At 72.1% G+C, this 19,717-nt stretch carries 19 protein-coding genes; 9 read left to right on the top strand and 10 right to left on the bottom strand.

Annotated features, from left to right (window positions below):
• Positions 1 to 118: 118 nt before the first annotated feature.
• From ACGFN2_RS29840 to miaA, 4 genes are all read right to left on the bottom strand, one after another.
• Positions 119 to 2,314: a RelA/SpoT family protein gene (locus ACGFN2_RS29840; protein ID WP_393365633.1), complete on the bottom strand. Its 2,196-nt coding sequence runs from the start codon at positions 2,312 to 2,314 to the stop codon at positions 119 to 121.
• 195 nt (positions 2,315 to 2,509) lie between these two features.
• Complete coding sequence (dapF, locus tag ACGFN2_RS29835) at positions 2,510 to 3,385, bottom strand: diaminopimelate epimerase (RefSeq protein ID WP_393365631.1); 876 nt, start codon at positions 3,383 to 3,385, stop codon at positions 2,510 to 2,512.
• Positions 3,386 to 3,571: 186 nt separating this feature from the next.
• Positions 3,572 to 4,108, bottom strand: coding sequence for a hypothetical protein (locus ACGFN2_RS29830; RefSeq protein WP_393365629.1), 537 nt, complete (start codon positions 4,106 to 4,108; stop codon positions 3,572 to 3,574).
• 108 nt (positions 4,109 to 4,216) lie between these two features.
• Positions 4,217 to 5,155, bottom strand: a complete 939-nt coding sequence (gene miaA, locus ACGFN2_RS29825) for a tRNA (adenosine(37)-N6)-dimethylallyltransferase MiaA (protein ID WP_393365627.1) — start codon at positions 5,153 to 5,155, stop codon at positions 4,217 to 4,219.
• A gap of 199 nt (positions 5,156 to 5,354) precedes the next feature.
• Between miaA and ACGFN2_RS29820 the strand changes: the two genes are divergently transcribed.
• Positions 5,355 to 5,684, top strand: coding sequence for a hypothetical protein (locus tag ACGFN2_RS29820; RefSeq protein ID WP_393365625.1), 330 nt, complete (start codon positions 5,355 to 5,357; stop codon positions 5,682 to 5,684).
• A 69-nt stretch (positions 5,685 to 5,753) separates the two neighbouring features.
• On the opposite strand, the gene ACGFN2_RS29815 is transcribed toward ACGFN2_RS29820, so the two are convergent.
• The 3 genes from ACGFN2_RS29815 to ACGFN2_RS29805 all read right to left on the bottom strand — a co-directional run bounded on the left by ACGFN2_RS29815 (position 5,754) and on the right by ACGFN2_RS29805 (position 8,665).
• The gene (locus ACGFN2_RS29815) at positions 5,754 to 6,464 is read right to left on the bottom strand and encodes a class III extradiol dioxygenase subunit B-like domain-containing protein (protein ID WP_393365623.1); all 711 of its coding nucleotides are present in this window, start codon (positions 6,462 to 6,464) and stop codon (positions 5,754 to 5,756) included.
• Between the two features lie 58 nt (positions 6,465 to 6,522).
• A complete protein-coding gene (miaB, locus tag ACGFN2_RS29810; RefSeq protein WP_393365621.1) occupies positions 6,523 to 8,037 on the bottom strand; it encodes a tRNA (N6-isopentenyl adenosine(37)-C2)-methylthiotransferase MiaB in 1,515 nt (504 codons plus the stop codon).
• Between the two features lie 85 nt (positions 8,038 to 8,122).
• Positions 8,123 to 8,665 carry a DoxX family protein gene (locus tag ACGFN2_RS29805; RefSeq protein ID WP_362605318.1) on the bottom strand — a complete coding sequence of 181 codons (543 nt, stop codon included), beginning with the start codon at positions 8,663 to 8,665 and terminating at the stop codon, positions 8,123 to 8,125.
• A 300-nt stretch (positions 8,666 to 8,965) separates the two neighbouring features.
• On the opposite strand from ACGFN2_RS29805, the gene ACGFN2_RS29800 reads away from it, so the two are divergent.
• Positions 8,966 to 9,961: a TAXI family TRAP transporter solute-binding subunit gene (locus ACGFN2_RS29800; protein ID WP_393365619.1), complete on the top strand. Its 996-nt coding sequence runs from the start codon at positions 8,966 to 8,968 to the stop codon at positions 9,959 to 9,961.
• A 95-nt stretch (positions 9,962 to 10,056) separates the two neighbouring features.
• On the opposite strand, the gene ACGFN2_RS29795 is transcribed toward ACGFN2_RS29800, so the two are convergent.
• The 3 genes from ACGFN2_RS29795 to ACGFN2_RS29785 all read right to left on the bottom strand — a co-directional run bounded on the left by ACGFN2_RS29795 (position 10,057) and on the right by ACGFN2_RS29785 (position 12,645).
• The gene (locus ACGFN2_RS29795; RefSeq protein WP_006602702.1) at positions 10,057 to 10,260 is read right to left on the bottom strand and encodes a cold-shock protein; all 204 of its coding nucleotides are present in this window, start codon (positions 10,258 to 10,260) and stop codon (positions 10,057 to 10,059) included.
• 212 nt (positions 10,261 to 10,472) lie between these two features.
• A complete protein-coding gene (locus ACGFN2_RS29790) occupies positions 10,473 to 11,888 on the bottom strand; it encodes a HAMP domain-containing sensor histidine kinase (protein WP_362605322.1) in 1,416 nt (471 codons plus the stop codon).
• Positions 11,889 to 11,904: 16 nt separating this feature from the next.
• Positions 11,905 to 12,645 carry a response regulator transcription factor gene (locus ACGFN2_RS29785; protein WP_393365616.1) on the bottom strand — a complete coding sequence of 247 codons (741 nt, stop codon included), beginning with the start codon at positions 12,643 to 12,645 and terminating at the stop codon, positions 11,905 to 11,907.
• Positions 12,646 to 12,925: 280 nt separating this feature from the next.
• Here ACGFN2_RS29785 and ACGFN2_RS29780 point away from each other — a divergent pair, with 280 nt between their 5' ends.
• The 7 genes from ACGFN2_RS29780 (at position 12,926) to ACGFN2_RS29750 (ending at position 19,639) form a co-directional block, all read left to right on the top strand.
• On the top strand, positions 12,926 to 13,711 hold the full coding sequence (locus ACGFN2_RS29780; protein ID WP_362605328.1) for an amino acid ABC transporter ATP-binding protein: 786 nt from the start codon (positions 12,926 to 12,928) through the stop codon (positions 13,709 to 13,711).
• A 56-nt stretch (positions 13,712 to 13,767) separates the two neighbouring features.
• The gene (locus ACGFN2_RS29775; protein WP_362605330.1) at positions 13,768 to 14,676 is read left to right on the top strand and encodes a glutamate ABC transporter substrate-binding protein; all 909 of its coding nucleotides are present in this window, start codon (positions 13,768 to 13,770) and stop codon (positions 14,674 to 14,676) included.
• A 130-nt stretch (positions 14,677 to 14,806) separates the two neighbouring features.
• On the top strand, positions 14,807 to 15,454 hold the full coding sequence (locus ACGFN2_RS29770) for an amino acid ABC transporter permease (RefSeq protein ID WP_362605332.1): 648 nt from the start codon (positions 14,807 to 14,809) through the stop codon (positions 15,452 to 15,454).
• A 73-nt stretch (positions 15,455 to 15,527) separates the two neighbouring features.
• Positions 15,528 to 16,463, top strand: coding sequence for an amino acid ABC transporter permease (locus ACGFN2_RS29765; protein WP_362605334.1), 936 nt, complete (start codon positions 15,528 to 15,530; stop codon positions 16,461 to 16,463).
• A 311-nt stretch (positions 16,464 to 16,774) separates the two neighbouring features.
• Positions 16,775 to 17,194: a hypothetical protein gene (locus ACGFN2_RS29760; RefSeq protein ID WP_362605336.1), complete on the top strand. Its 420-nt coding sequence runs from the start codon at positions 16,775 to 16,777 to the stop codon at positions 17,192 to 17,194.
• A gap of 548 nt (positions 17,195 to 17,742) precedes the next feature.
• The gene (locus tag ACGFN2_RS29755) at positions 17,743 to 19,560 is read left to right on the top strand and encodes an FAD-dependent monooxygenase (RefSeq protein WP_362605338.1); all 1,818 of its coding nucleotides are present in this window, start codon (positions 17,743 to 17,745) and stop codon (positions 19,558 to 19,560) included.
• A complete protein-coding gene (locus ACGFN2_RS29750) occupies positions 19,553 to 19,639 on the top strand; it encodes a putative leader peptide (protein WP_311044721.1) in 87 nt (28 codons plus the stop codon). Before ACGFN2_RS29755 ends, ACGFN2_RS29750 begins: the two co-directional genes overlap by 8 nt.
• The last annotated feature ends 78 nt before the right edge of the window (positions 19,640 to 19,717 follow it).

Below are 19,717 nucleotides of genomic sequence, written 5' to 3'. Positions count from 1 at the left end.
GTCCCCCGCGGGTCACGGGGCAAACGGCACCCGAACGGGCGGCGGATCGGGCACCCGTTTTACGCCGCCGGGCGGAGCGGCTCCCGACGGGGCGTCAGCCGGCGGACGTACCGGGCGCTCAGGGCTGCAGGGCCGCGGGCTGCCGGGCCTTGCCCGCCCGCAACACATCGAAGACGCCGGGCACTTGACGCATCGCGCGCATCAGGGACGGCAGCCCGGCGGGGTTGGGCAGATGCAGCGTGTAGGTGTGGCGGACCCGCTGTTCGTGCGGGGGTTCGACGGCGGCCGACACCACGGCGGCGCCCTGGGAGGCGATGGCCTCGGTGAGATCGGCCAGGAGCTGCGGCCGGCTGAAGGCCTCGGCCAGGAGGGTGACCCGGCAGCCGTGGCCTCCCTGGGCGGCGCCGCGCCAGCGCACCCCGACCGGCGGCCGGCCGGTGGCCGCCATCCGGGCCACGACGGGGCACAGGGCGCGGTGCACGGTGACCGTGCCGCCACGCACGGCGAAGCCGGTGACGGCGTCCGGCGGCACCGGGGTGCAGCAGCCCGCCAGCCGGACCGCGGCGCCGGGCAGGTCCGCGACCGCGAGGACCGAGGCGGGAACGACCGGGTCCGCCGCGGGGCCGTCGGGCTCCTCGGCGCGGCGGCCGGCGGACGGCTCACCGGGGAGCCCCTCGCCAGGGCCCGAGGGGCGGGCGCAGGACTCCCGTGACCCGGCCAGCCACCGGGCGATGGCGAGCCGGGCGGCGGGGGTACGGGCGTGGTCGAGCCACTCGGGAGAGGGGCCGGCCGTGGGGTCCGGTGCCATCAGCAGCTGCAGGCTGTCACCGTCGTGCAGGACCGTGGAGAGGGTGGCGAGCCGTCCGTTGACGCGGGCGCCGATGCAGCAGTGCGCCCCCTCGCCGTGCCGCTCGTAGGCGGCGTCCACACAACTCGACCCGGCGGGCAGACCGATGACGCCGCCGGTGCCGCCGGACGAGCCGTCCGGCGGGGCGCCGGTGCAGAAGACGGTGATCTCGCGGTCCTGGGCGAGGTCGTCGCGCAGCGAGGTCCAGAACGTGTCCGGGTCGGGGGTGGTGCGCTGCCACTCCAGCAGGCGGGAGAGCCATCCGGGGCGAGTCGGGTCGGCCCGCTCGCCCTCGGGGGCGTCCACGTCGTCGGTGGGTGCGTAGGGGTTGCCGAGGGCGATCACCCCGGCCTCGGCGACCCGGTGCATCTGGTGCGTACGGATCAGCGTCTCCGCGATCTCCCCGGACGGGCAGGTGACCGCGGTGTGCAGCGACTGGTAGAGGTTGAACTTGGGAGCCGCGATGAAGTCCTTGAACTCGGAGATCACCGGGGTGAAGCAGGTGTGCAGTTCACCGAGGACGGCATAACAGTCGGCGTCCTCGGCCACCAGCACCAGCAGCCGGCCCAGGGCCGCGCCGGTCAGCTCACGGTGCGCGAGGCGTACCCGGTGCACGGAGACGAAGTGCCGTGGCTGGACGAGGACTTGGGCGTCGATACCGGCCTCGTCGAGCACCGTGCGCACCCGCCGGGCCAGTGCGGTGAGCGGGTCGGGCCGGGAGGCGTGCTCCAGGACCAAGGCCCGGGTGGTGGCGTACTCCTCCGGGTGCAGGATGGCGAAGACCAGGTCCTCCAGCTCGGCCTTCAGCGCCTGGACGCCGAGGCGTTCGGCGAGCGGGATCAGCACGTCGCGGGTCACCTTGGCGATCCGCGCCTGCTTCTCGGGGCGCATCACGCCGAGGGTGCGCATGTTGTGCAGCCGGTCGGCGAGCTTGATGGACATCACCCGGACGTCGTTGCCGGTCGCCACCAGCATCTTGCGGAAGGTCTCCGGCTCGGCGGCCGCACCGTAGTCGACCTTCTCCAGCTTGGTGACGCCGTCGACGAGGTAACTGACCTCGGCGCCGAACAGGTCCTGTACCTGATCCAGTGTCACATCCGTGTCCTCGACGGTGTCGTGGAGCAGGGAGGCGGTCAACGTCGTGGTCTCGGCGCCGAGTTCGGCGAGGATCAGGGTCACCGCGAGGGGGTGGGTGATGTACGGCTCGCCGCTCTTGCGGAGCTGGCCCCGGTGCGAGGTCTCGGCGAGCAGGTAGGCCCGGGTGAGGGTGTCCAGGTCGGCGTCGGGGTGGTGGCCGCGGTGCACCTTGGCGACGTGTTCGAGGGCGTGCGGGAGGCCGTCGCGCGGGGCCGGGCCGAGGAGCGCGGCGCGGCCGATGCGGCGCAGCCCGGTGAGTTCCAGTCGGCGGCGGCCGCGCCTGCGGCCCGCTGCTCCAGGATTACCAGGGTTAGTGGCCTCTGCGCTCATGGGCACCTCCGGCAGCGTCGACCGGCGGTGTGACGCGTCAGATCGGGCGCCCGGGCCGGTGCTTGATGCTACCGAGCCCATCACGCACCGCTTCCCGCCTCTCGCTCAGCGTGATGCGGACCACCCGTTCGAGCGAATCTTTTGGCCGGAACCCCTCTCGGGGCGGGCCCGGGGCCCGGTACGCCGTGGGCCGGGTCAGCCGAGCGCGGCGGTCAGCCAGGCGGGGTCGAAGGTGCCCTCGGCGACGATCTCGGCCGGGCCGGTCATCTCGACCGTGCCGTCGGGCCGCTCGGTGATCGAGAGGCGGCCGCCGAGCACCTCGACCGTGTACGTGACGGGCGCTCCGGTCGCGGCGGGGTCCAGGCCGTCCCGGCGGGCGGTGGCGACGGCGACCGCGCAGGCGCCGGTGCCGCAGGAGCGGGTCTCACCCGAGCCGCGCTCGTGGACCCGCATCGCCACATGGCGCGGACCGCGGTCGACGACGAACTCGATGTTCACGCCGTCGGGATAAACCGACGCGGGGCTGAACGGCGGTACGTCCCGCAGTTCGCCGGCGTGGGCCAGGTCCTCGACGAAGGCGACCGCGTGCGGATTGCCCATGTTCACGTTGCGGGCCGGCCAGCTGCGGCCGTCGAGGGTGACGACGACGCCGTCCTCGGGGAGTTCGGCCCGGCCCATGGAGACCGTGACATCGCCGGTCTTGGCGAGGTGGACGCGGCGTACGCCGGCGCGGGTGGCGATGGCGAGGTCGCCGGCCTCGACCAGGCCGGCGTGCAGCAGATAACGCGCGAAGACGCGGACGCCGTTGCCGCACATCTCGGCGATCGAGCCGTCGCCGTTGCGGTAGTCCATGAACCACTCGGCCTCGTCGGCCAGGTCGCGCGCCTCCGGGTGCGCGGCGGAGCGTACGACGCGCAGCAGGCCGTCGCCGCCGAGGCCGGCCCGGCGGTCGCAGATCCTGGCGACGGCGGCCGCGGACAGGTCGAGGCGCCCGTCCGGGTCGGGGACGATCACGAAGTCGTTCTCGGTGCCGTGGCCCTTGAGGAAGGCGAGGCGCTGCGTGCTGGTCACCCCTGCATCGTACGGGGAGGGCGGCGGGAAGGGGGGTGCGGGGCGGGGCGGGGCCTCAGGGGTGCTGACTACACCCGCCCACCCCCCGAAGGGGGGTGGGCGGCGGGGAAAAATAACGAGCCGCGCGCGATGGCCCCCGTCCCAGCACCCCACCCGCAGCACACCCGCCCGCACCGCACCCGCTGGTCAGCGCAGCCGCGCCACGCGCCAGATGGCCAGCGAGGCCGGGAGGGCCACCAGGACGGTGTAGATCAGCACCACGCGCCAGCAGGCGCGGCGGCCGGAGCCCGGCGCCGGGAGGCCGGGCCAGGTGTGGCCGACGCGGCGGGCGGCCATCATGCCCCAGCCCGCGGCGCAGCAGCACAGCAGCAGACCGAGCATCGCGATCATGGCGCCGCCGTCGCCGCCGAACTCGAAGGCGAGCGGGAAGGCGAACATCAGCGAACCGAGGGCGGCGAGCGCCACGATCGGCGCCAGCTGCCACAGCCGCAGCCGGCGCGGCGGGCGCAGCTCGCGGAAGGACTCGCCGCCCTCGCCGGGGCGGTCGGCTCCGGAGCCCGGGGCGTCGGAGTCGTCCAGGGTGTCGGGGTCGGTGCGCGGGCGGCCGACGCCGCCGTCGGGACCCGTCAGGCCGTCGCCGGTGTCCGGGCCGTCATCGGCGAGGGGAGCCGTGTCGGCGCCGCTGTCCGGTTGCTGCGCTCCGTCGCGAGGGCCGGCCTCCATTGCCACGCGCCCTCCCCACTCCAGACTGCATGCCTCGATCGAAGGTCGATGATGACACGCCCTCAGGGGCCCGGATGACGGCCGGAGCGTCCCGATGCCATGACGTGATCAGGCTGTGACCGGTCGTTCGAGCAACGCCAGTGCCTGCCCCGGAAGTTCCTCCCGGTGCTCGGCCGCGCCGTTGAGCCAGTGGACGCGCGGGTCCCGGCGGAACCACGAGTCCTGGCGGCGCGCGAAGCGCTTGGTGGCGCGCACCGTCTCGTCGCGCGCTTCCTGCTCGGTGCACTCCCCCGCGAGCTGGGCGAGCACCTGCTGGTAGCCCAGCGCCCGGGAGGCCGTACGGCCCTCGCGCAGTCCCTCGCCCTCCAGCCGGCGCACCTCGTCGACCAGGCCCGCCTCCCACATGCGGTCGACGCGCCGCGCGATCCGCTCGTCGAGTTCGGGGCGCGCGACGTCGACACCGATCTGCAGGGTGTCGTAGACCGCTTCGTGGCCCGGGAGGTTGGCGGTGAAGGGGCGGCCGGTGATCTCGATGACCTCCAGGGCGCGCACGATACGGCGGCCGTTGCTCGGCAGGATCGCGCGGCCGGCCTCGGGGTCGGCGGCGGCCAGCCGGGCGTGCAGGGCGCCGCTGCCCGACGCGGCCAGTTCGGCCTCCAGGCGGGCGCGCACCTCCGGGTCGGTGCCGGGGAACTCGAGTACGTCGATGGCGCCGCGCACATAGAGGCCGGAGCCGCCGACCAGGACCGGGGTGCGGCCCTCGGCGAGCAGCCGGTCGATCTCGGCGCGGGCCAGCCGCTGGTACTCGGCGACGCTGGCGGCGCAGGTGACGTCCCAGATGTCCAGGAGGCAGTGCGGGACGCCCTGCTGCTCCTCGGGGGTGAGCTTGGCGGTGCCGATGTCCATACCGCGGTAGAGCTGCATGGAATCGGCGTTGATGACCTCGCCCCCCAGGTGCTGCGCGAGCGCGACGCCCAGATCGGACTTTCCGGCCGCGGTGGGGCCGACGACGGCGATGACCCGCGGAGCGGGAACGGCGGTGTTCACCCCGTCAGTCTCGCAAACCTCCCGGCCCCATCTCGAACGAGCGACGTGACGGGCCACCGATGATCTCGTTGCCTGTTGCGAGGTCCCGAGAGCCGGAAGCAGCACCGGCGCCCGCGGGCGGCGTAACGGTCCGCTCCCGGAGGGCCAGGGATGTGGCCGGGGATGTCACCACAGGAAGAGCGTAGGAGCAGTTATGGGCGTGTTTTCGCGGTTTCGCCGCCGTAAGTCCGGAGCGGTGACGGAGGAGAGTGCCACGACGGCGGTGGCGGCCGGGGCGGAGGAGCCGCAGGAGGCTCCGTCGGACGCCGGGGGCACCGGGGAGGTCGCGGACGCCGCCGAGCGCCCGGCGGCTGAGAAGGCGGACGCGGCACCCCCGGAAGCGTCCGGCGACGCGGCGGCCGAGACGGAGGAGACGGCGGACACCGGGGCGCCGCGGGCCGAGCAGGCCGGTGAGAGCGCCGGTATCCCGCGGCAGCAGTCGGCGGAGGCCGCCGCGGACAGCGAGAGCGCGCAGCACCGGACGCGCTGACCGCGGCACCGCCACAACGGCCGCGGGCCACGGGGCCGCGTGGCCCTCGCCGTACGCCGGGCGGCCGCCCTACGACCAGGCCGCCACGAAGTAGCCCACGCCGTAGGGAGCCTCCTCGCGGAGCAGCCGGCCGCTGAGGCCCGCGCCCTCCGCCGCCCCCGCGAGGACCTGCCAGCAGGCCCGCCCGGACACCTGGAGGCCGGCGGCCGGCTCCGCGTCGAGCGCGGCCAGTGCGGCGGTGTCGGCCTCGCCCAGGGCGCGGGCCGTCCCGGCGTCGAAAGCCTCGGCCCGCTCGTCGAAGTAGCCGGGCGCCTTCACCGTCCGGCAGGCGCTGCCGTCGCCCAGCACCAGCAGCGCGACCCGGGGAGCGCCCGCGGCGGTCTCCCGGCCCAGTTCCAGACAGCGGTCGCGGGGCAGGGACGGGTCCACCCCCAGCGCCTCCACGGGAGCGTCGTCCCAGTCCGTACGGGACAGCAGCCAGGCGCCGACGGACAGCGACGGCGGGAGTTCCCGGTCCGGGGCGGTCTCCGCGGCGCCCAGCGACACCTCGAGGTCCACCCCGAAGCCGCGGAAGGAACCGACGGAGCCCTGGGGGTACCGTCCCTGCCCGGCCTCGTCGGCCGGGCCGAGGACGATCAGCCGGTCGGGGCGGGCGGCGCCGAGCACGCCGACCGCGTCGAGACAGGCGGCGCGCAGCGCGTCGAGTTCGGGCGCCGCCCCGGCGGCCACCTCCGGGACGAGCAGCGGCGGGCAGGGGCAGAGGGCGGCGGCTACGAGCATGACACGCAGCGTAACGCCCCTGGTGCGGGGCCGTTCGCCGCGCCCTGGGAGCGCCCGGTCAGTCGCAGCCGCAGCCGGCGGCGGGCGCCGGGCTCGGCGCCGGGGCCCCGATGGTGGGCAGACCCAGCAGCACGCCCTGGGGCTTCTGCGCCGGGGCGGCGTTGCGCTTCTCCCAGGCGTCCCCGGCCCGGGTACGGCGCACCGCCTGGGCCGCGCCTTCGGCCAGGAGGTGGTGCGGAGCGGCGTAGGTGATCTCGACGGTGACCACGTCGCCGGGGCGGACCGGCTCGTCGGGGCGGGTGAAGTGGACGAGGCGGTTGTCGGGGGCGCGGCCGGACAGGCGGCGGGTCGCGTCGTCCTTGCGGCCCTCGCCCTCGGCGACCAGGACCTCCAGCGTGCGGCCGACCTGCTTCTTGTTCTCCGACCAGGAGATCTCCTCCTGGAGGGCGACCAGGCGCTCGTAGCGTTCCTGGACGACGGCCTTGGGGATCTGGCCCTCCATGTCGGCGGCCGGGGTTCCGGGGCGCTTGGAGTACTGGAAGGTGAAGGCCTGGGCGAAGCGGGACTCGCGGACCGTGTGCAGGGTCTGCTCGAAGTCCTCCTCGGTCTCGCCCGGGAAGCCGACGATGATGTCGGTGGAGATCGCGGCGTCCGGCATGGCGGCGCGCACCTTCTCGATGATGCCGAGGAAGCGCTCCTGGCGGTACGAGCGGCGCATCGCCTTCAGGACGGTGTCCGAGCCGGACTGGAGCGGCATGTGGAGCTGCGGCATGACGTTCGGCGTCTCGGCCATGGCGGCGATGACGTCGTCGGTGAAGTCACGGGGGTGCGGGGAGGTGAAGCGGACCCGCTCCAGGCCCTCGATCTTCCCGCAGGCACGCAGCAGCTTGCTGAAGGCCTCGCGGTCGCCGATGTCGGAGCCGTAGGCGTTGACGTTCTGGCCGAGCAGGGTGATCTCGCTGACGCCCTCGGAGACCAGCGCCTCGATCTCGGCGAGGATGTCGCCGGGCCGGCGGTCCTTCTCCTTGCCGCGCAGCGCGGGCACGATGCAGAAGGTGCAGGTGTTGTTGCAGCCGACGGAGATGGAGACCCAGGCCGCGTAGGCGCTCTCCCGCCGGGTGGGCAGGGTCGAGGGGAAGGCCTCCAGCGACTCGGCGATCTCGACCTGCGCCTCTTCCTGGACGCGGGCGCGCTCCAGCAGCACCGGCAGCTTGCCGATGTTGTGCGTCCCGAAGACCACGTCGACCCAGGGGGCCTTCTTGACGATGGTGTCGCGGTCCTTCTGGGCGAGGCAGCCGCCCACGGCGATCTGCATGCCGGGGCGCGCGGCCTTCTTCGGGGCGAGCTGACCGAGGTTGCCGTAGAGCCGGTTGTCGGCGTTCTCCCGCACCGCGCAGGTGTTGAAGACCACGACGTCGGCGCCGTCGCCGTCCTTGGGAGCGGGTACGTATCCGGCCTCTTCCAGCAGGCCGGACAGCCGCTCGGAGTCGTGGACGTTCATCTGGCACCCGTAGGTGCGGATCTCGTAACTCTTGTCGACGCCCACTGCCTGGCTCCGGTCGCTGCTGGTCATGTCTCAAGGGTAGGCGGTGCCGGGAGTGCCTCCCGACGCCGGAGGCCCGGTCGGGACCGTCCGGCGCAGGAGGGCGGGCGTCCGCTCAGAGGGCGAGCACGACCGCGGCGACGAGGCCGCCGACCCCCAGGGCGAAAGCCGCGCTGCGCCAGCCGCCGTGGCCCCAGCGGAAGGGCCGGTCGAGGGCGTAGCGGCCGGGGCCGGTGGCCGCTACGGCCAGCGCGACGACGGCGATGGTCAGCGGGTATTCGAGGCCGCCGGTCTCCGCCCAGAGCCCTTTGGGCGCCGCGAGGACCATGGCGTTGATCATCACGCCGATCAATGCGGCGGCTGCCAGCGGGGTGAGCAGGCCGAGGGCGAGGCCGAGGCCGCCGAGGACTTCCGTGGCTCCGGCGAGGCCGGCGAAGAAGGTGCCGGGGCGGTAGCCGAGGGCTTCGAAGCCCTGGGCGGTGGTGTCGAGTCCGCGGCCGCCGAAGAAGCCGAAGAGCTTCTGGGCGCCGTGGCCGGCCAGGATGAGCCCCACGGTCAGCCGCAGGAGGAGCAGTCCGAGATCGGCGGCCGCGGGAGGCGGGCGGACGGTTTCGGACCGGGCACGGGTGTCGGGCCGCAGTGCGGTGGGCGGTTTCATGAGGTGTCGCTTCCCGCACCGGCGCGTCAGAGGGCCGCTGTGGGGTACCGGCGCCGGTGCGCTCGGGCTGGAGGGATGCTCTTGGGTGCGCGCCGCCGGGCGCGCGGGTGGGGACGTGCCGGGTCCCCGCTGTGTCACCAGGTGAGGGGCCGCCCTCTGCCGCCGGAGCGGTACGGGCGCCACGTCGCCACCGTATCGCCTGGTGTTCCGGGTGCAACCGCGGTCCGGTACGGCTCCGGTGAGGTCACGACCGGGCCTCACCCCTCCCGTTCCCGCCGTGCTCCTGGCAGTATCCCGCCCATGGTCACAGCACTCCCCCGTACCGGCCGGCGGGCCGTCCAGGCGGCGATCGCGGCGCTGGTCGCCCTCGGGCTGGGGCTGTGGTGGCTGATGTCGACGGGCGCTGCGCCCGTTCCCCGGGGGCAGGTGACGATGGCGACCGGCGTCCCGACCGGTGTCTACGCGCGCTACGGGGAGCTGCTGCAGCAGGATCTGGCCCGTGACCTGCCGGATGTGGATCTCCGGCTGACCCGCAGCGAGGGCTCGATCGACAATCTGCGGCAGCTGGTCGCGGGGCGCGCGAAGTTCACCATCGCGACGGCGGACGCGGTCGCCACGTACAAGATCAGGGGCGAGGCCGGCGCGGACCGGCTGCGGGCCTGTGCGCGGCTGTACGACGACTACGCGCAGCTGGTGGTGCCGAAGGGTTCCGCGGTGCGCTCGACGAAGGATCTGCGGCGGCTGCGGGTGGGCGTCGGGGCGGACGGCTCCGGCGTCCAGCTGATCACCCGGCGGCTGCTGGAGGCGGCCGGGCTGGACTTCAACCAGGACATCGAGCCGGTGCGGGTCGGCATCGACCGGATGCCGAAGCTGCTGGAGCAGCACAAGCTCGACGCGTTCTTCTGGTCCGGCGGGCTGCCGACGACGGCGGTGCAGCACCTGGCGCGGCGCTTCCCGGTGCGGCTGGTCCAGCTCGGGGACCTGAGTGAGGCGCTGCACCGGCAGGGGGAGCGCACCCGCTACTACCGGGCCGCGGTGATGCCCGCCGACGCCTATCCGATGGCCCAGGGCGGGAAGGCGGTGAAGACGATCGCGGTGGCGAACCTGCTGGTGACGACGGACCGGGCGGACGCCGCGCTGACCGAGGGCATCACCCGGACCGTCATCGACAGCCGGGACCGGATCGGCCGCCAGGTGCATGCCGCGCAGAAGGTGGATCTGCGGACGGCGGTGTTCACCGATCCGCTGGAGCTGCACACGGGCGCCCGGCGCTATTACGTGTCCCAGAAGCCCTGAGGGCGGCCCGGGGGCCGGGAGAGGCGCCGGAAGAACGGACCGGGGCCCGCACCGGACGTACCGGTGCGGGCCCCGCTCACAGGACGCGGAAGGCGTCAGGCGGCGACGATGTTCTCCGCCTGCGGGCCCTTGGGGCCCTGGGTCACGTCGAAGGTGACCTTCTGGCCCTCGAGGAGCTCACGGAAGCCCTGCGCGGCGATGTTCGAGTAGTGGGCGAAGACGTCGGGGCCGCCGCCGTCCTGCTCGATGAAGCCGAAGCCCTTTTCCGAGTTGAACCACTTGACGGTGCCGGAAGCCATGTTTTTCTCCTTCATGGGGCAAACGGGAGACCACACTGCGCGGCCTCCTTGTCGCCGAGATGATCGCCCCACACCGGAACAGGTCCGGATAACAAGGAACGCCCGGGGCTTCAGCCTCCGGGCGCGCACAAAGTTCATGGGTACCACAACTGCAACGTCGTCGACGGTAGCACAGCCGGTGCGGTTGTCCAGCGTCCCGCGCGGCGCCCGCCTCACGGCTCGGTGCGCGGCACGGTCACGGTGACCTTCAGCCCGTGCGGCGGATGCGGGGCGTAGGCGATGGTCGCGCCGCCCGCGGCGAGCAGGGCGCGGGTGATGGACAGGCCGAGTCCGGAGCCGGAGACGTTCTGGTGGCGGCTGCTGCGCCAGAAGCGGTCGCCGACCCGGGCGAGCTCGTCGTCGGTGAGGCCGGGGCCGCGGTCGGTGACGGTGATGTCGACGCGCTCGCCGGCCGGGGCGACGCCGACGGTGACCGGGCGGTCCTCCGGGGTGAACTTCAGCGCGTTGTCGATCACCGCGTCCAGTGCGCTGGAGAGGGCCACCGGGTCGGCCCAGCCGGTGACGGCGCTGTGCCCCTCGTAGGTGAGGACGACCCCCTTGTCGTCGGCCAGCGGGCGCCAGGAGTCGACGCGCTCGGCGGCCAGCTCCGCGACATCGGTGAGCTGGAGGTCGGCGGCGGTGTGCTCGGCGAGGGCGAGGCCGAGCAGGTCGTCCAGGACCCGGGCGAGCCGCTTGCCCTCGGTGCGGACCGAGGCGATCTCCGCGTTGCCGTCGGGGAGTTCGAGGGCCAGCAGCTCGATCCGCAGCAGCAGTGCGGACAGCGGGTTGCGCAGCTGGTGGGAGGCGTCGGCGACAAAGGCGCGCTGCTGTTCCAGGACGTCCTCGACGTGGTCGGCCATCTCGTTGAACGAGCGGGCCAGCCGGCGCAGTTCGGGCGGGCCCGCGGTGGCGGCGACCCGGGCGTTCATCCGGCCGGTGGCGATGTCGTGGCTGGCCGTGTCCAGGACCCGTACGGGCCGCAGCACCCAGCCGGTGAGGCGGAAGGCGGCGGCGACCGCGACGAGCATCGCCGCGCACTCACCGGCGGCGATCAGCAGCCAGCCGCGCAGGACGTGCGTGCGCAGCTGCCCCGTGGGCGAGTCGGTCATGACGACGGCGACCACGTCGCCGTCGCGGATCACAGGGGAGGCGACCGGGATGCGGCCGGTGTCGTCCCAGGGCCAGACCTGGTGCGGGTCGTGGCTGCGGCGGCCGGCCAGCGCCTCGCTGAACGCCCGTGCGGCCTCACCGTCCCGGGGTACCGGCAGGCCGGCGGGGGCGGCGGCCATGGGAGTGCGATCGCGGTAGAAGACCCCGGCACGTATGCCGTAGAGGTCGTAGTACCGGGCGAGTTCGGTACGGAGGGTGGCGCGCCGCTCGTCCTCCTCCGGGGTCTTGTCCCCGGCCTCCGCGCCGGGTCGGGCGGTGACGAACTGGGCGAGGGAGGCGAAGCGGGCGGCGTCGTCGATCCGGTCGACGACCACCCGCTGCTGCTCGACCCCGGCCGTGATCACGCCGAGCGGGATGCCGAGCGCGAGCAGGACACCGGCCATGAGGACGATGAGGAGCGGGAGGAGTCGGGTGCGCACCTGGTCGCGGCGGCCTTCAGGAGGCCGGGGCGGCGGACGTCCGCACCCCCGGGCCGGCGGCCGGGACGACCAGGCGGTAGCCGACGCCGCGCACCGTCTCGATCAGCGCGGGCATGCGGAGCTTGGCGCGCAGGGAGGCGATGTGCACCTCCAGGGTCCGGCCGGTGCCCTCCCAGCTCGTGCGCCACACCTCGCTGATGATCTGCTCCCGGCGGAAGACCACCCCGGGGCGCTGGGCGAGCAGCGCGAGCAGGTCGAACTCCTTGCGGGTGAGCGGGACGCCGGTGCCGTCCACGGAGACCTGGCGGGTGGCGAGTTCGACGGTGACCGCACCGAGCCGCAGCGACTCGTCGGCGGCGCCCTCCTCGACGGGCTGCTCGGCGCCGCCCGGTGCGTTGCGCCGGCTCACCGCGTGGATACGGGCCAGCAGCTCACCGGTGTCGTACGGCTTGACCACGTAGTCGTCGGCGCCGAGGTTGAGCCCGTGGATGCGGGAGCGCACATCGGAGCGCGCGGTGACCATGATGACCGGGGTGGCGCAGAGCTTGCGTATCCGGCCGCACACCTCGAAGCCGTCCTGGTCGGGCAGCCCGAGGTCGAGCAGCACCACCGCGAACGGCTCCGCGTCGTCGGGGAGCAGGGCCTTGAGCGCGTCCTCGCCGTTGCGGGCGTGCACCACGGCCAGGCCGTGCTTGGCGAGCACCGCGGACAGGGCCGCGGCGACATGATCGTCGTCCTCGACGAGCAGCAGTCTCATCAGGCCCTCCTCCCGGGTGCGTGCGTACGGGCCACAGGGCATCTACGGCGATGGGAGGCCTGTGCGTCAAGAGGTGGTCACCTCCGCGCCGCCATCCGTTACCCAGCCGGTACGCCCACGACACCACCCTCGCGGTGTCCGCGCCCCCGGCGCCCCCGCTGCTCACCCTGCGTCCCGCCGCGGCCGGATCGTTATCCTCAAGTTCCCCTCAGATGTAATGACGCTGGTAGCGGGGCGTCCTAGATTCCTCCCCAACCGAGGAGGACGGAGCTACACGCCGATGAGCGAAGTATCGGTGACCAAGAACGCCGAGGGCCCCGCACCGACGGGGGACCAGCTGGTCGTGCTGGACAACGTGAACAAGCACTTCGGCGCGCTGCACGTGCTCCAGGACATCGACCTGACGATCAACCGCGGTGAGGTCGTCGTCGTGATCGGGCCCTCGGGCTCCGGCAAGTCGACGCTCTGCCGCACGATCAACCGCCTGGAGACCGTCGACAGCGGCAGCATCTCGATCGACGGGAAGCCGCTGCCGCAGGAGGGCCGCGAACTGGCCCGGCTGCGCGCCGACGTGGGCATGGTCTTCCAGTCCTTCAACCTGTTCGCGCACAAGACCGTGCTCGAGAACGTGATGCTGGGCCAGACCAAGGTTCGCAAAACGGACAAGGCAGAGGCCGCGAAGAAGGCCCGCGCCCTGCTCGACCGGGTCGGTGTCGGCACTCAGGCGGACAAGTACCCCGCACAGCTCTCCGGTGGTCAGCAGCAGCGGGTGGCGATCGCCCGTGCGCTGGCGATGGACCCGAAGGTGATGCTGTTCGACGAGCCGACCTCCGCGCTCGACCCGGAAATGATCAACGAGGTGCTGGACGTGATGCAGCAGCTCGCCCGGGACGGCATGACGATGGTCGTGGTCACCCATGAGATGGGGTTCGCGCGCTCCGCGGCGAACCGGGTCGTCTTCATGGCGGACGGCCGCATCATCGAAGAGGCCGAGCCGAACCAGTTCTTCAACAACCCACGCAGCGACCGCGCCAAGGACTTCCTGTCGAAGATCCTCCATCACTGAGGCCGCAGTTGGGCCACCATCATTGCCAACACCTGTTGAACCAAAGGATGTTCACCATGAGGATTCGTAAGACGGCTGCGGCCGGTGCGATGGTGCTCGCGCTGGCGGCGACGGCGACCGCGTGTGGCGGCGAGAAGGGCGCGGCGGGCGACAAGCCGGCCGGCGGCGACGTCTTCAGCGGCGACTACAAGGTCGCCTCGGCGCCGAAGATCGACTCTCCGGTGCTGAAGAAGGCGCAGAAGGCCAAGAAGATCGTCATCGGTGTGAAGGCCGACCAGCCGTTCCTGGGCTTCAAGGACACCACCGGCAAGTACTCCGGCTTCGACATCGAGATCGCCAAGATGGTCGCCGCCGACCTCGGCTTCTCCGAGAAGCAGATCCAGTTCAAGACGATCGACTCCAACGTCCGTGAGACCACCATCTCCAACGGGCAGGTCGACTACTACGTCGGTACCTACACGATCAACGACGAGCGCAAGAAGCAGGTCGGCTTCGCGGGCCCGTACTACACCGCCGGCGCGGACCTCCTGGTGCGCAAGGACGACAAGTCCATCACCGGACCGGACGCCGTCAAGGGCAAGAAGGTCTGCTCGATCGTCGGCTCCACTCCGCTGCAGGAGATCAAGAAGAAGAAGTACGGCGCCGAGACCAGCGAGCAGTCGAAGTACTCGGACTGTGTGAAGTCCCTGCTGGACGGCCAGGTCGAGGCGGTCACCACCGACGACGCGATCCTCAAGGGCTACGCCGCCCAGCGCCCGGAGAAGCTCCGGGTGGTCGGCAAGACCTTCACCAAGGAGCCCTACGGCGTCGGCATGAACAAGGACGACAAGGCCCTGCGCGACGCGATCAGCGACGCGCTGGAGAGCCACATCAAGAACGATGACTACGAGAAGGCGTACAACGGCACGCTCGGCAAGTCCGGGTCGAAGTTCGTCGCCCCGGAGACGCCGCTGCCCCGCTACTGAGGCGCTCGCGAACCCACCGGAGACCGTGCCGCCCCGTACGCCCGCCGCGGCGGGCGTACGGGGCGGTGTCTTCGACCGCCGCTGAACTCCTCCCCGCCGCCGACCCGATGACCGCTACCGCGGAGACCCCATGAACGTACTCCTCGATTATCTGCCCGAGTTCCGGGACGGATTCCTCGGAACCCTGGCGATCACCGCGTCCAGCGCCCTGCTCGCGCTGGTACTCGGCGTGCTCATAGCCGGTTTCCGGGTCTCTCCGATTCCGCCGCTGCGCGCCTTCGGGACGGCCTGGGTCACGGTGCTGCGCAACACACCGCTGACGCTGCTCTTCCTCGTCGCCTTCTTCGTCGTACCGCAGATCCTCTTCCAGGGAGCGAGCCCCTACGTGCTGGCCACGCTGGCGCTCGGCTTCTACACCTCCTCCTTCGTGTGCGAGGCGGTGCGGTCCGGTATCAACACCGTTCCGCTGGGACAGGCGGAGGCCGCACGCAGCCTCGGTATGACGTTCTCCCAGACCCTGGGCCAGATCGTCCTCCCGCAGGCGACGCGCACCGTCCTGCCCCCCTTGAGCAGCATCTTCATCGCACTGACGAAGAACTCCGCGATCGCCGGAGCGTTCGGCTACGGCGAGCTGTTCAACGTCTCCAAGCTGCTGAACGACAAGGGCTACGCGATCGCCTGGATCTTCCTGTGGACCGCGCTCGCCTACCTCATCATCACCTTCGCCCTCAGCGGCCTCTTCCGGCTGCTGGAGCGCCGTATGGGGGTCGCCCGATGAGCGGCCGTGAGGAGCGGATCAGCACGACGTGGGTGCCGCGCGCAGGCGGGGCGGAACAAAGCGAGGTAAGGACATGAGCGGCGCCAGCGTTCTCTACGACGTACCAGGACCGAAGGCGAAGGCGCGCAACCGCGTCTACTCCGTCGCCGGCGCGCTCACGGTGCTGGCGCTGGTCGCCTTCGTCGTGATGCGGCTGAACACCGAGGGCCAGCTCGCACCCGAGGTGTGGAACATCTTCAACAACGCCGGTGTGCGGACCAACATCCGCGACGGCCTGCTGACCACACTCCAGGTCTTCGCGGTCGCGGCGGTGCTGTCGCTGGCGCTGGGCGTGCTGCTCGCGGTGGCGCGGCTCTCCGACCACCGGCCGGTCCGCTGGCTGGCGACCGGCTTCATCGAGCTCTTCCGCGCCGTGCCGCTGCTGATCACCATCTACGCGCTGTGGGTGGTGCTGCTCAGCAACCGGGAGAGCCTCGGTCTGGCCGGGGACCAGCCGCAGTTCTGGGCGCTGGTCATCGGCCTGACGGTCTACAACGGCTCGGTGCAGGCCGAGGTGCTGCGGGCCGGCATCAACTCCGTGCCCAAGGGGCAGGGCGAGGCCGCGTACGCGCTGGGCATGAGCAAGACGCAGGTCATGACGACGGTGCTGATCCCGCAGGCCGTGCGGGCGATGCTGCCGACGATCATCAGCCAGCTCGTGGTGACCCTGAAGGACACCTCCCTCGGCTACATCATCACCTTCGAGGAACTGCTCTTCAATGCCCGTTGGATCAGCACCAACGTCATCGTCAACGGTGAGGACACATACGTCCCGGTGATCATCGTCACCGGCACCATCTACGTGTCGCTCTGCCTGGCGCTGTCCACGCTCGCCAACTGGATCGAGCAGCGCGGTCGTCGGGCCAAGACCGGCATCGTGGTCGCGGCAGCCGCCGAGCCGGTGACGGCCACCGATGCGATGGACATCAACGACGCGGTGCCCGCTGCTCCTGAACGCAAGGAGAACTGACGGCCGGCAAGCCCTCCACACGACAGGCGGCGGCACTCCCATGCCGCCGCCTTTTGCCGGCCAAGGGCAATGACTGTCCATACCTCACCTCCGGACAAATCCACTGAAGGTGGAATTTCACACGTCCGGCCACTCGGGCTAACGGTCGAGGGTGCAGACGTACGAGGAAATGATCAAGCCGCACCTGGATACCTGTTGACCCATCAGCCGAACGCCAACTAGCTTCTTGATCAAGAGGGTTCGGTAATCGGCTTCCCGGGGAGCCCATGCGGCGCGGAAGTCGATGCCCTCCAAAACAAGGGGGTAGCGGCATGAAGAAAACTCTGCGAGCTCTGGCCGTCGGGTCGACTGCGCTGGCGTGCGTGCTGGTGACCGGAACCGGCGCCCAGGCGAATTCGGGCAGCGGGAAGAAATACAAGGGGTGCGTGAACTCCGTCACGGTCTGGCGTTCCGGCGGCAACGTCTACGCACAGGGGAAGATGACCTGTGACTACGCCATGATGATCCTGCGCCCCGATGCAGCACTCTCCTCCTACAAGAAGGGGAAGCTCCAGGACATAAACATCCATGGACTGAGGGGCTGCAACATGGCCAAGTCGTGCAAATCCAAGAAGATCTCCCTGAAGGCCCACAAAGGCTGGAGCTACCACGGCACGAACGGCGGAACGACGGATGTCGACGAGGTCTGGCCCAAGAACACCGCCGCGAAGGTCTGGTACACGTACAAGTAATGTCCAGCAAGGTGGATTCCACCCCCTGCTGATTACCTCGGCATACGCATCGCAACTGCGTGGCTAAGGTTCCGACAACGTCACCGCGGGGCTGCAGACCAGACCAGGCTGCAGCCCCGTGCACATTTACCACGGCGATTCACTCTTCCTCGCGCGGCCATGCACGTCTGCCTTCCCCTCCCAGACGTGCGCGCGGACCTTTACGTCAATACTGCAACCGCACTTCTGCATTTCGCCTCCCTTGCGCGTGCATTCCGTGCGCCAACGACAGGGACCAGGGACTCCCTTCGCCGATACCGCGCAGGAAGCAGGTCCCGAACGACCGGGCGTCTCAACCTCGTAGGTGCTGGACGCCAACCACGACGCCCTCCAAAGCCGCGCCGCGGGGCTGGTACCCGCGCCCGGAGGCGGTGGCACCCCCGCCACCGCCTCCGTCACTTGACGCGAGCGGTCGCAGTGGGTTGCATACGCTGTGTGATCACGCACCGGGCTCCAACTGCCAGTTCCCGCATGTCCCGTACGTACCAGCGGCCCCGGGGAGCTGCGCCGTGGACCCGGTGATCGTCGTCGGGGCCGGCCCGGTCGGCCTCTCCCTCGCCCTCGCCCTCACCCGGCTCGGTGTCCCCACCGTCGTCCTCGACGAGACCACCGGCGAGGAGGACCCCCGCCCCGCCCGCACCGTCGTGCTCCGCCCGGACACCGCCGCCTTCGTCGCCCGGCTCGGCTGCGCCGACACCCTGGAGAGCGCCGGCACCCACTGGACGGCCTGGCGCACGATGCGCCGCCGGCGCCTGCGGGAGCGCATCGCCTTCGCCCCGCGCACCCCGGACGGCGCCGCCGCCCCCACGACCGCCTCCCCGGTCCATCTCCCGCAGCACGCGCTCACCCGCGCCCTGCGCGCCGCCCTCGCCGACGAGAAGCTCGCCGAGGTCGTCACCGACAGCCGGCTGGCCGATCTGGAGCAGGACGAGCACGGCGTCAGCGCCCACACCCGCGGCCCCAACGGGACGTGGTGGCACGGGAGTTACCTGATCGGCTGCGACGGCCCGCGGTCGACCGTGCGCAAGCTGCTGGACATCCGTTTCCCGGGCCGTACGGCCGTCGAACGGCACGCGGTGGCCGCGCTGCGCTGCGAGCTGCCCTGGCCCGGCGAGGCCCTGCTGCATCGCTCCCCGCCCCGGCAGGGCGGCGGACCGGGCAGCGAGGTCTCCGCCCGCCCGCTGGCCGGCCATGTCTGGCGGCTGGACTGGCTGCTGCCGCCGGGACGCGAACTGGTCACCCCGGACGCCCTGGTCGCCCGCATCCGCGACTCGCTGGCCGGCTGGACCAGCGAGTCCCCGGCGGGCCCGGCCGATGAGACCGGGACGGAGGGCGACGGCGCGCTCCCCCGGGGGCGCGGCCACGGCCGGCTGGTCCCGCCCTACGAACTCCTCGACACCGGGGTGCACACCGTGCACCACCGGCTGGCCCGGGACTGGCGGCGGGGCCGTGCCTTCCTCGCCGGGGACGCCGCGCATCTGCTGGGCGCACTCGGCACCCAGGGCCTGGACGAGGGGCTGCGGGACGCCGAGAACCTCGCCTGGAAGCTCGGCCTGGCCTGGCATCACGGCGCGTCCGACCTGCTGCTCGACAGCTACCAGGCCGAGCGCCGGGGCGCGGTCGCGGCCCGGCTGCGCGCCGCCGACCAGGCGCTGCCGCTGCTGCGGGACGGCCGCGCGGTCCGCTGGCGCACCGTCCTGCCGGGTGCGGCGCGCGGCCGCAGCACCCTGCTGACCGACGGCCACCTGGGCCGCGGCCCGCTCGGCGCACCGCCCGTCTACGCCCGCACCCCGCTGGGGCCACCCGCCGGGCAGACCGGCGGCCCGCTCGTCGAGACGCCGCCCGGCGCGCCGGTGACGGATGTGGCGGTGACCGCGTCGGACGGTGCGGTGGTGCGGCTGCGCGACCGGCTCGGGCACGGTCTGCTGGTGGTGCTGGTCGCCCCCGGCACCGGTGTCTGGGACCGTCGGCACTGGCAGTCGGCGGGCCTGATGCCCCGGCTGGCTGACGCGGTCGACGCGCTGCCCATGGACGCCGAGATCCTGGTCACCGAGGCCTATCCGGGCGCCGCCGCGCACACCGTGCTGCTGGTGCGGCCGGACGGCCATCTGGTCACCGCGCTGTCCGGTGTCCGCCCGGCCGAGATGGCGGCGTGCGCGAACGCGGTACGCGGCGGGGCGCACGGGCCGGTCACCGGAGCCGGACGGGCCCGGCGGTCCGGGGACTCCGGGGAGACCGCGGCGTCCGGGGGCGACGGGGCCGGGGAGGGGGCGGCGTCCGCGGTTGACCCTGTGGGAAGCTCCGTGCTTCACTCCGAGGATGACTGACCACAGCTCGCGATTCTGGCGGAGGGTCCATCTCGACCTGGTCCGCTATGCGGGCTGCATGTGTCGCCCGTCCTGTTGATCCGCAGTTCCCTCCCCGCGCGGCCGCCCTTCTCTGCCCGGCAGCCGCGCCTCTTCGCGATCACTCAGGACGGTTTCC

Source organism: Streptomyces sp. NPDC048612 (genome assembly GCF_043199295.1).
GTDB lineage: Bacteria > Actinomycetota > Actinomycetes > Streptomycetales > Streptomycetaceae > Streptomyces.
This window is presented reverse-complemented; position numbering and strand designations above follow the sequence as displayed.

Bases quoted from the DNA above. Each gene is read 5' to 3' on its own strand.
- ACGFN2_RS29840 (WP_393365633.1), bottom strand. From the start codon at position 2,314: ATGAGCGCAGAGGCCACTAACCCTGGTAATCCTGGAGCAGCGGGCCGC.
- ACGFN2_RS29830 (WP_393365629.1), bottom strand. From the start codon at position 4,108: ATGGAGGCCGGCCCTCGCGACGGAGCGCAGCAACCGGACAGCGGCGCC.
- ACGFN2_RS29815 (WP_393365623.1), bottom strand. From the start codon at position 6,464: ATGCTCGTAGCCGCCGCCCTCTGCCCCTGCCCGCCGCTGCTCGTCCCG.
- miaB (WP_393365621.1), bottom strand. From the start codon at position 8,037: ATGACCAGCAGCGACCGGAGCCAGGCAGTGGGCGTCGACAAGAGTTAC.
- ACGFN2_RS29805 (WP_362605318.1), bottom strand. From the start codon at position 8,665: ATGAAACCGCCCACCGCACTGCGGCCCGACACCCGTGCCCGGTCCGAA.
- ACGFN2_RS29800 (WP_393365619.1), top strand. From the start codon at position 8,966: ATGGTCACAGCACTCCCCCGTACCGGCCGGCGGGCCGTCCAGGCGGCG.
- ACGFN2_RS29795 (WP_006602702.1), bottom strand. From the start codon at position 10,260: ATGGCTTCCGGCACCGTCAAGTGGTTCAACTCGGAAAAGGGCTTCGGC.
- ACGFN2_RS29785 (WP_393365616.1), bottom strand. From the start codon at position 12,645: ATGAGACTGCTGCTCGTCGAGGACGACGATCATGTCGCCGCGGCCCTG.
- ACGFN2_RS29780 (WP_362605328.1), top strand. From the start codon at position 12,926: ATGAGCGAAGTATCGGTGACCAAGAACGCCGAGGGCCCCGCACCGACG.
- ACGFN2_RS29775 (WP_362605330.1), top strand. From the start codon at position 13,768: ATGAGGATTCGTAAGACGGCTGCGGCCGGTGCGATGGTGCTCGCGCTG.
- ACGFN2_RS29770 (WP_362605332.1), top strand. From the start codon at position 14,807: ATGAACGTACTCCTCGATTATCTGCCCGAGTTCCGGGACGGATTCCTC.
- ACGFN2_RS29765 (WP_362605334.1), top strand. From the start codon at position 15,528: ATGAGCGGCGCCAGCGTTCTCTACGACGTACCAGGACCGAAGGCGAAG.
- ACGFN2_RS29760 (WP_362605336.1), top strand. From the start codon at position 16,775: ATGAAGAAAACTCTGCGAGCTCTGGCCGTCGGGTCGACTGCGCTGGCG.
- ACGFN2_RS29750 (WP_311044721.1), top strand. From the start codon at position 19,553: ATGACTGACCACAGCTCGCGATTCTGGCGGAGGGTCCATCTCGACCTG.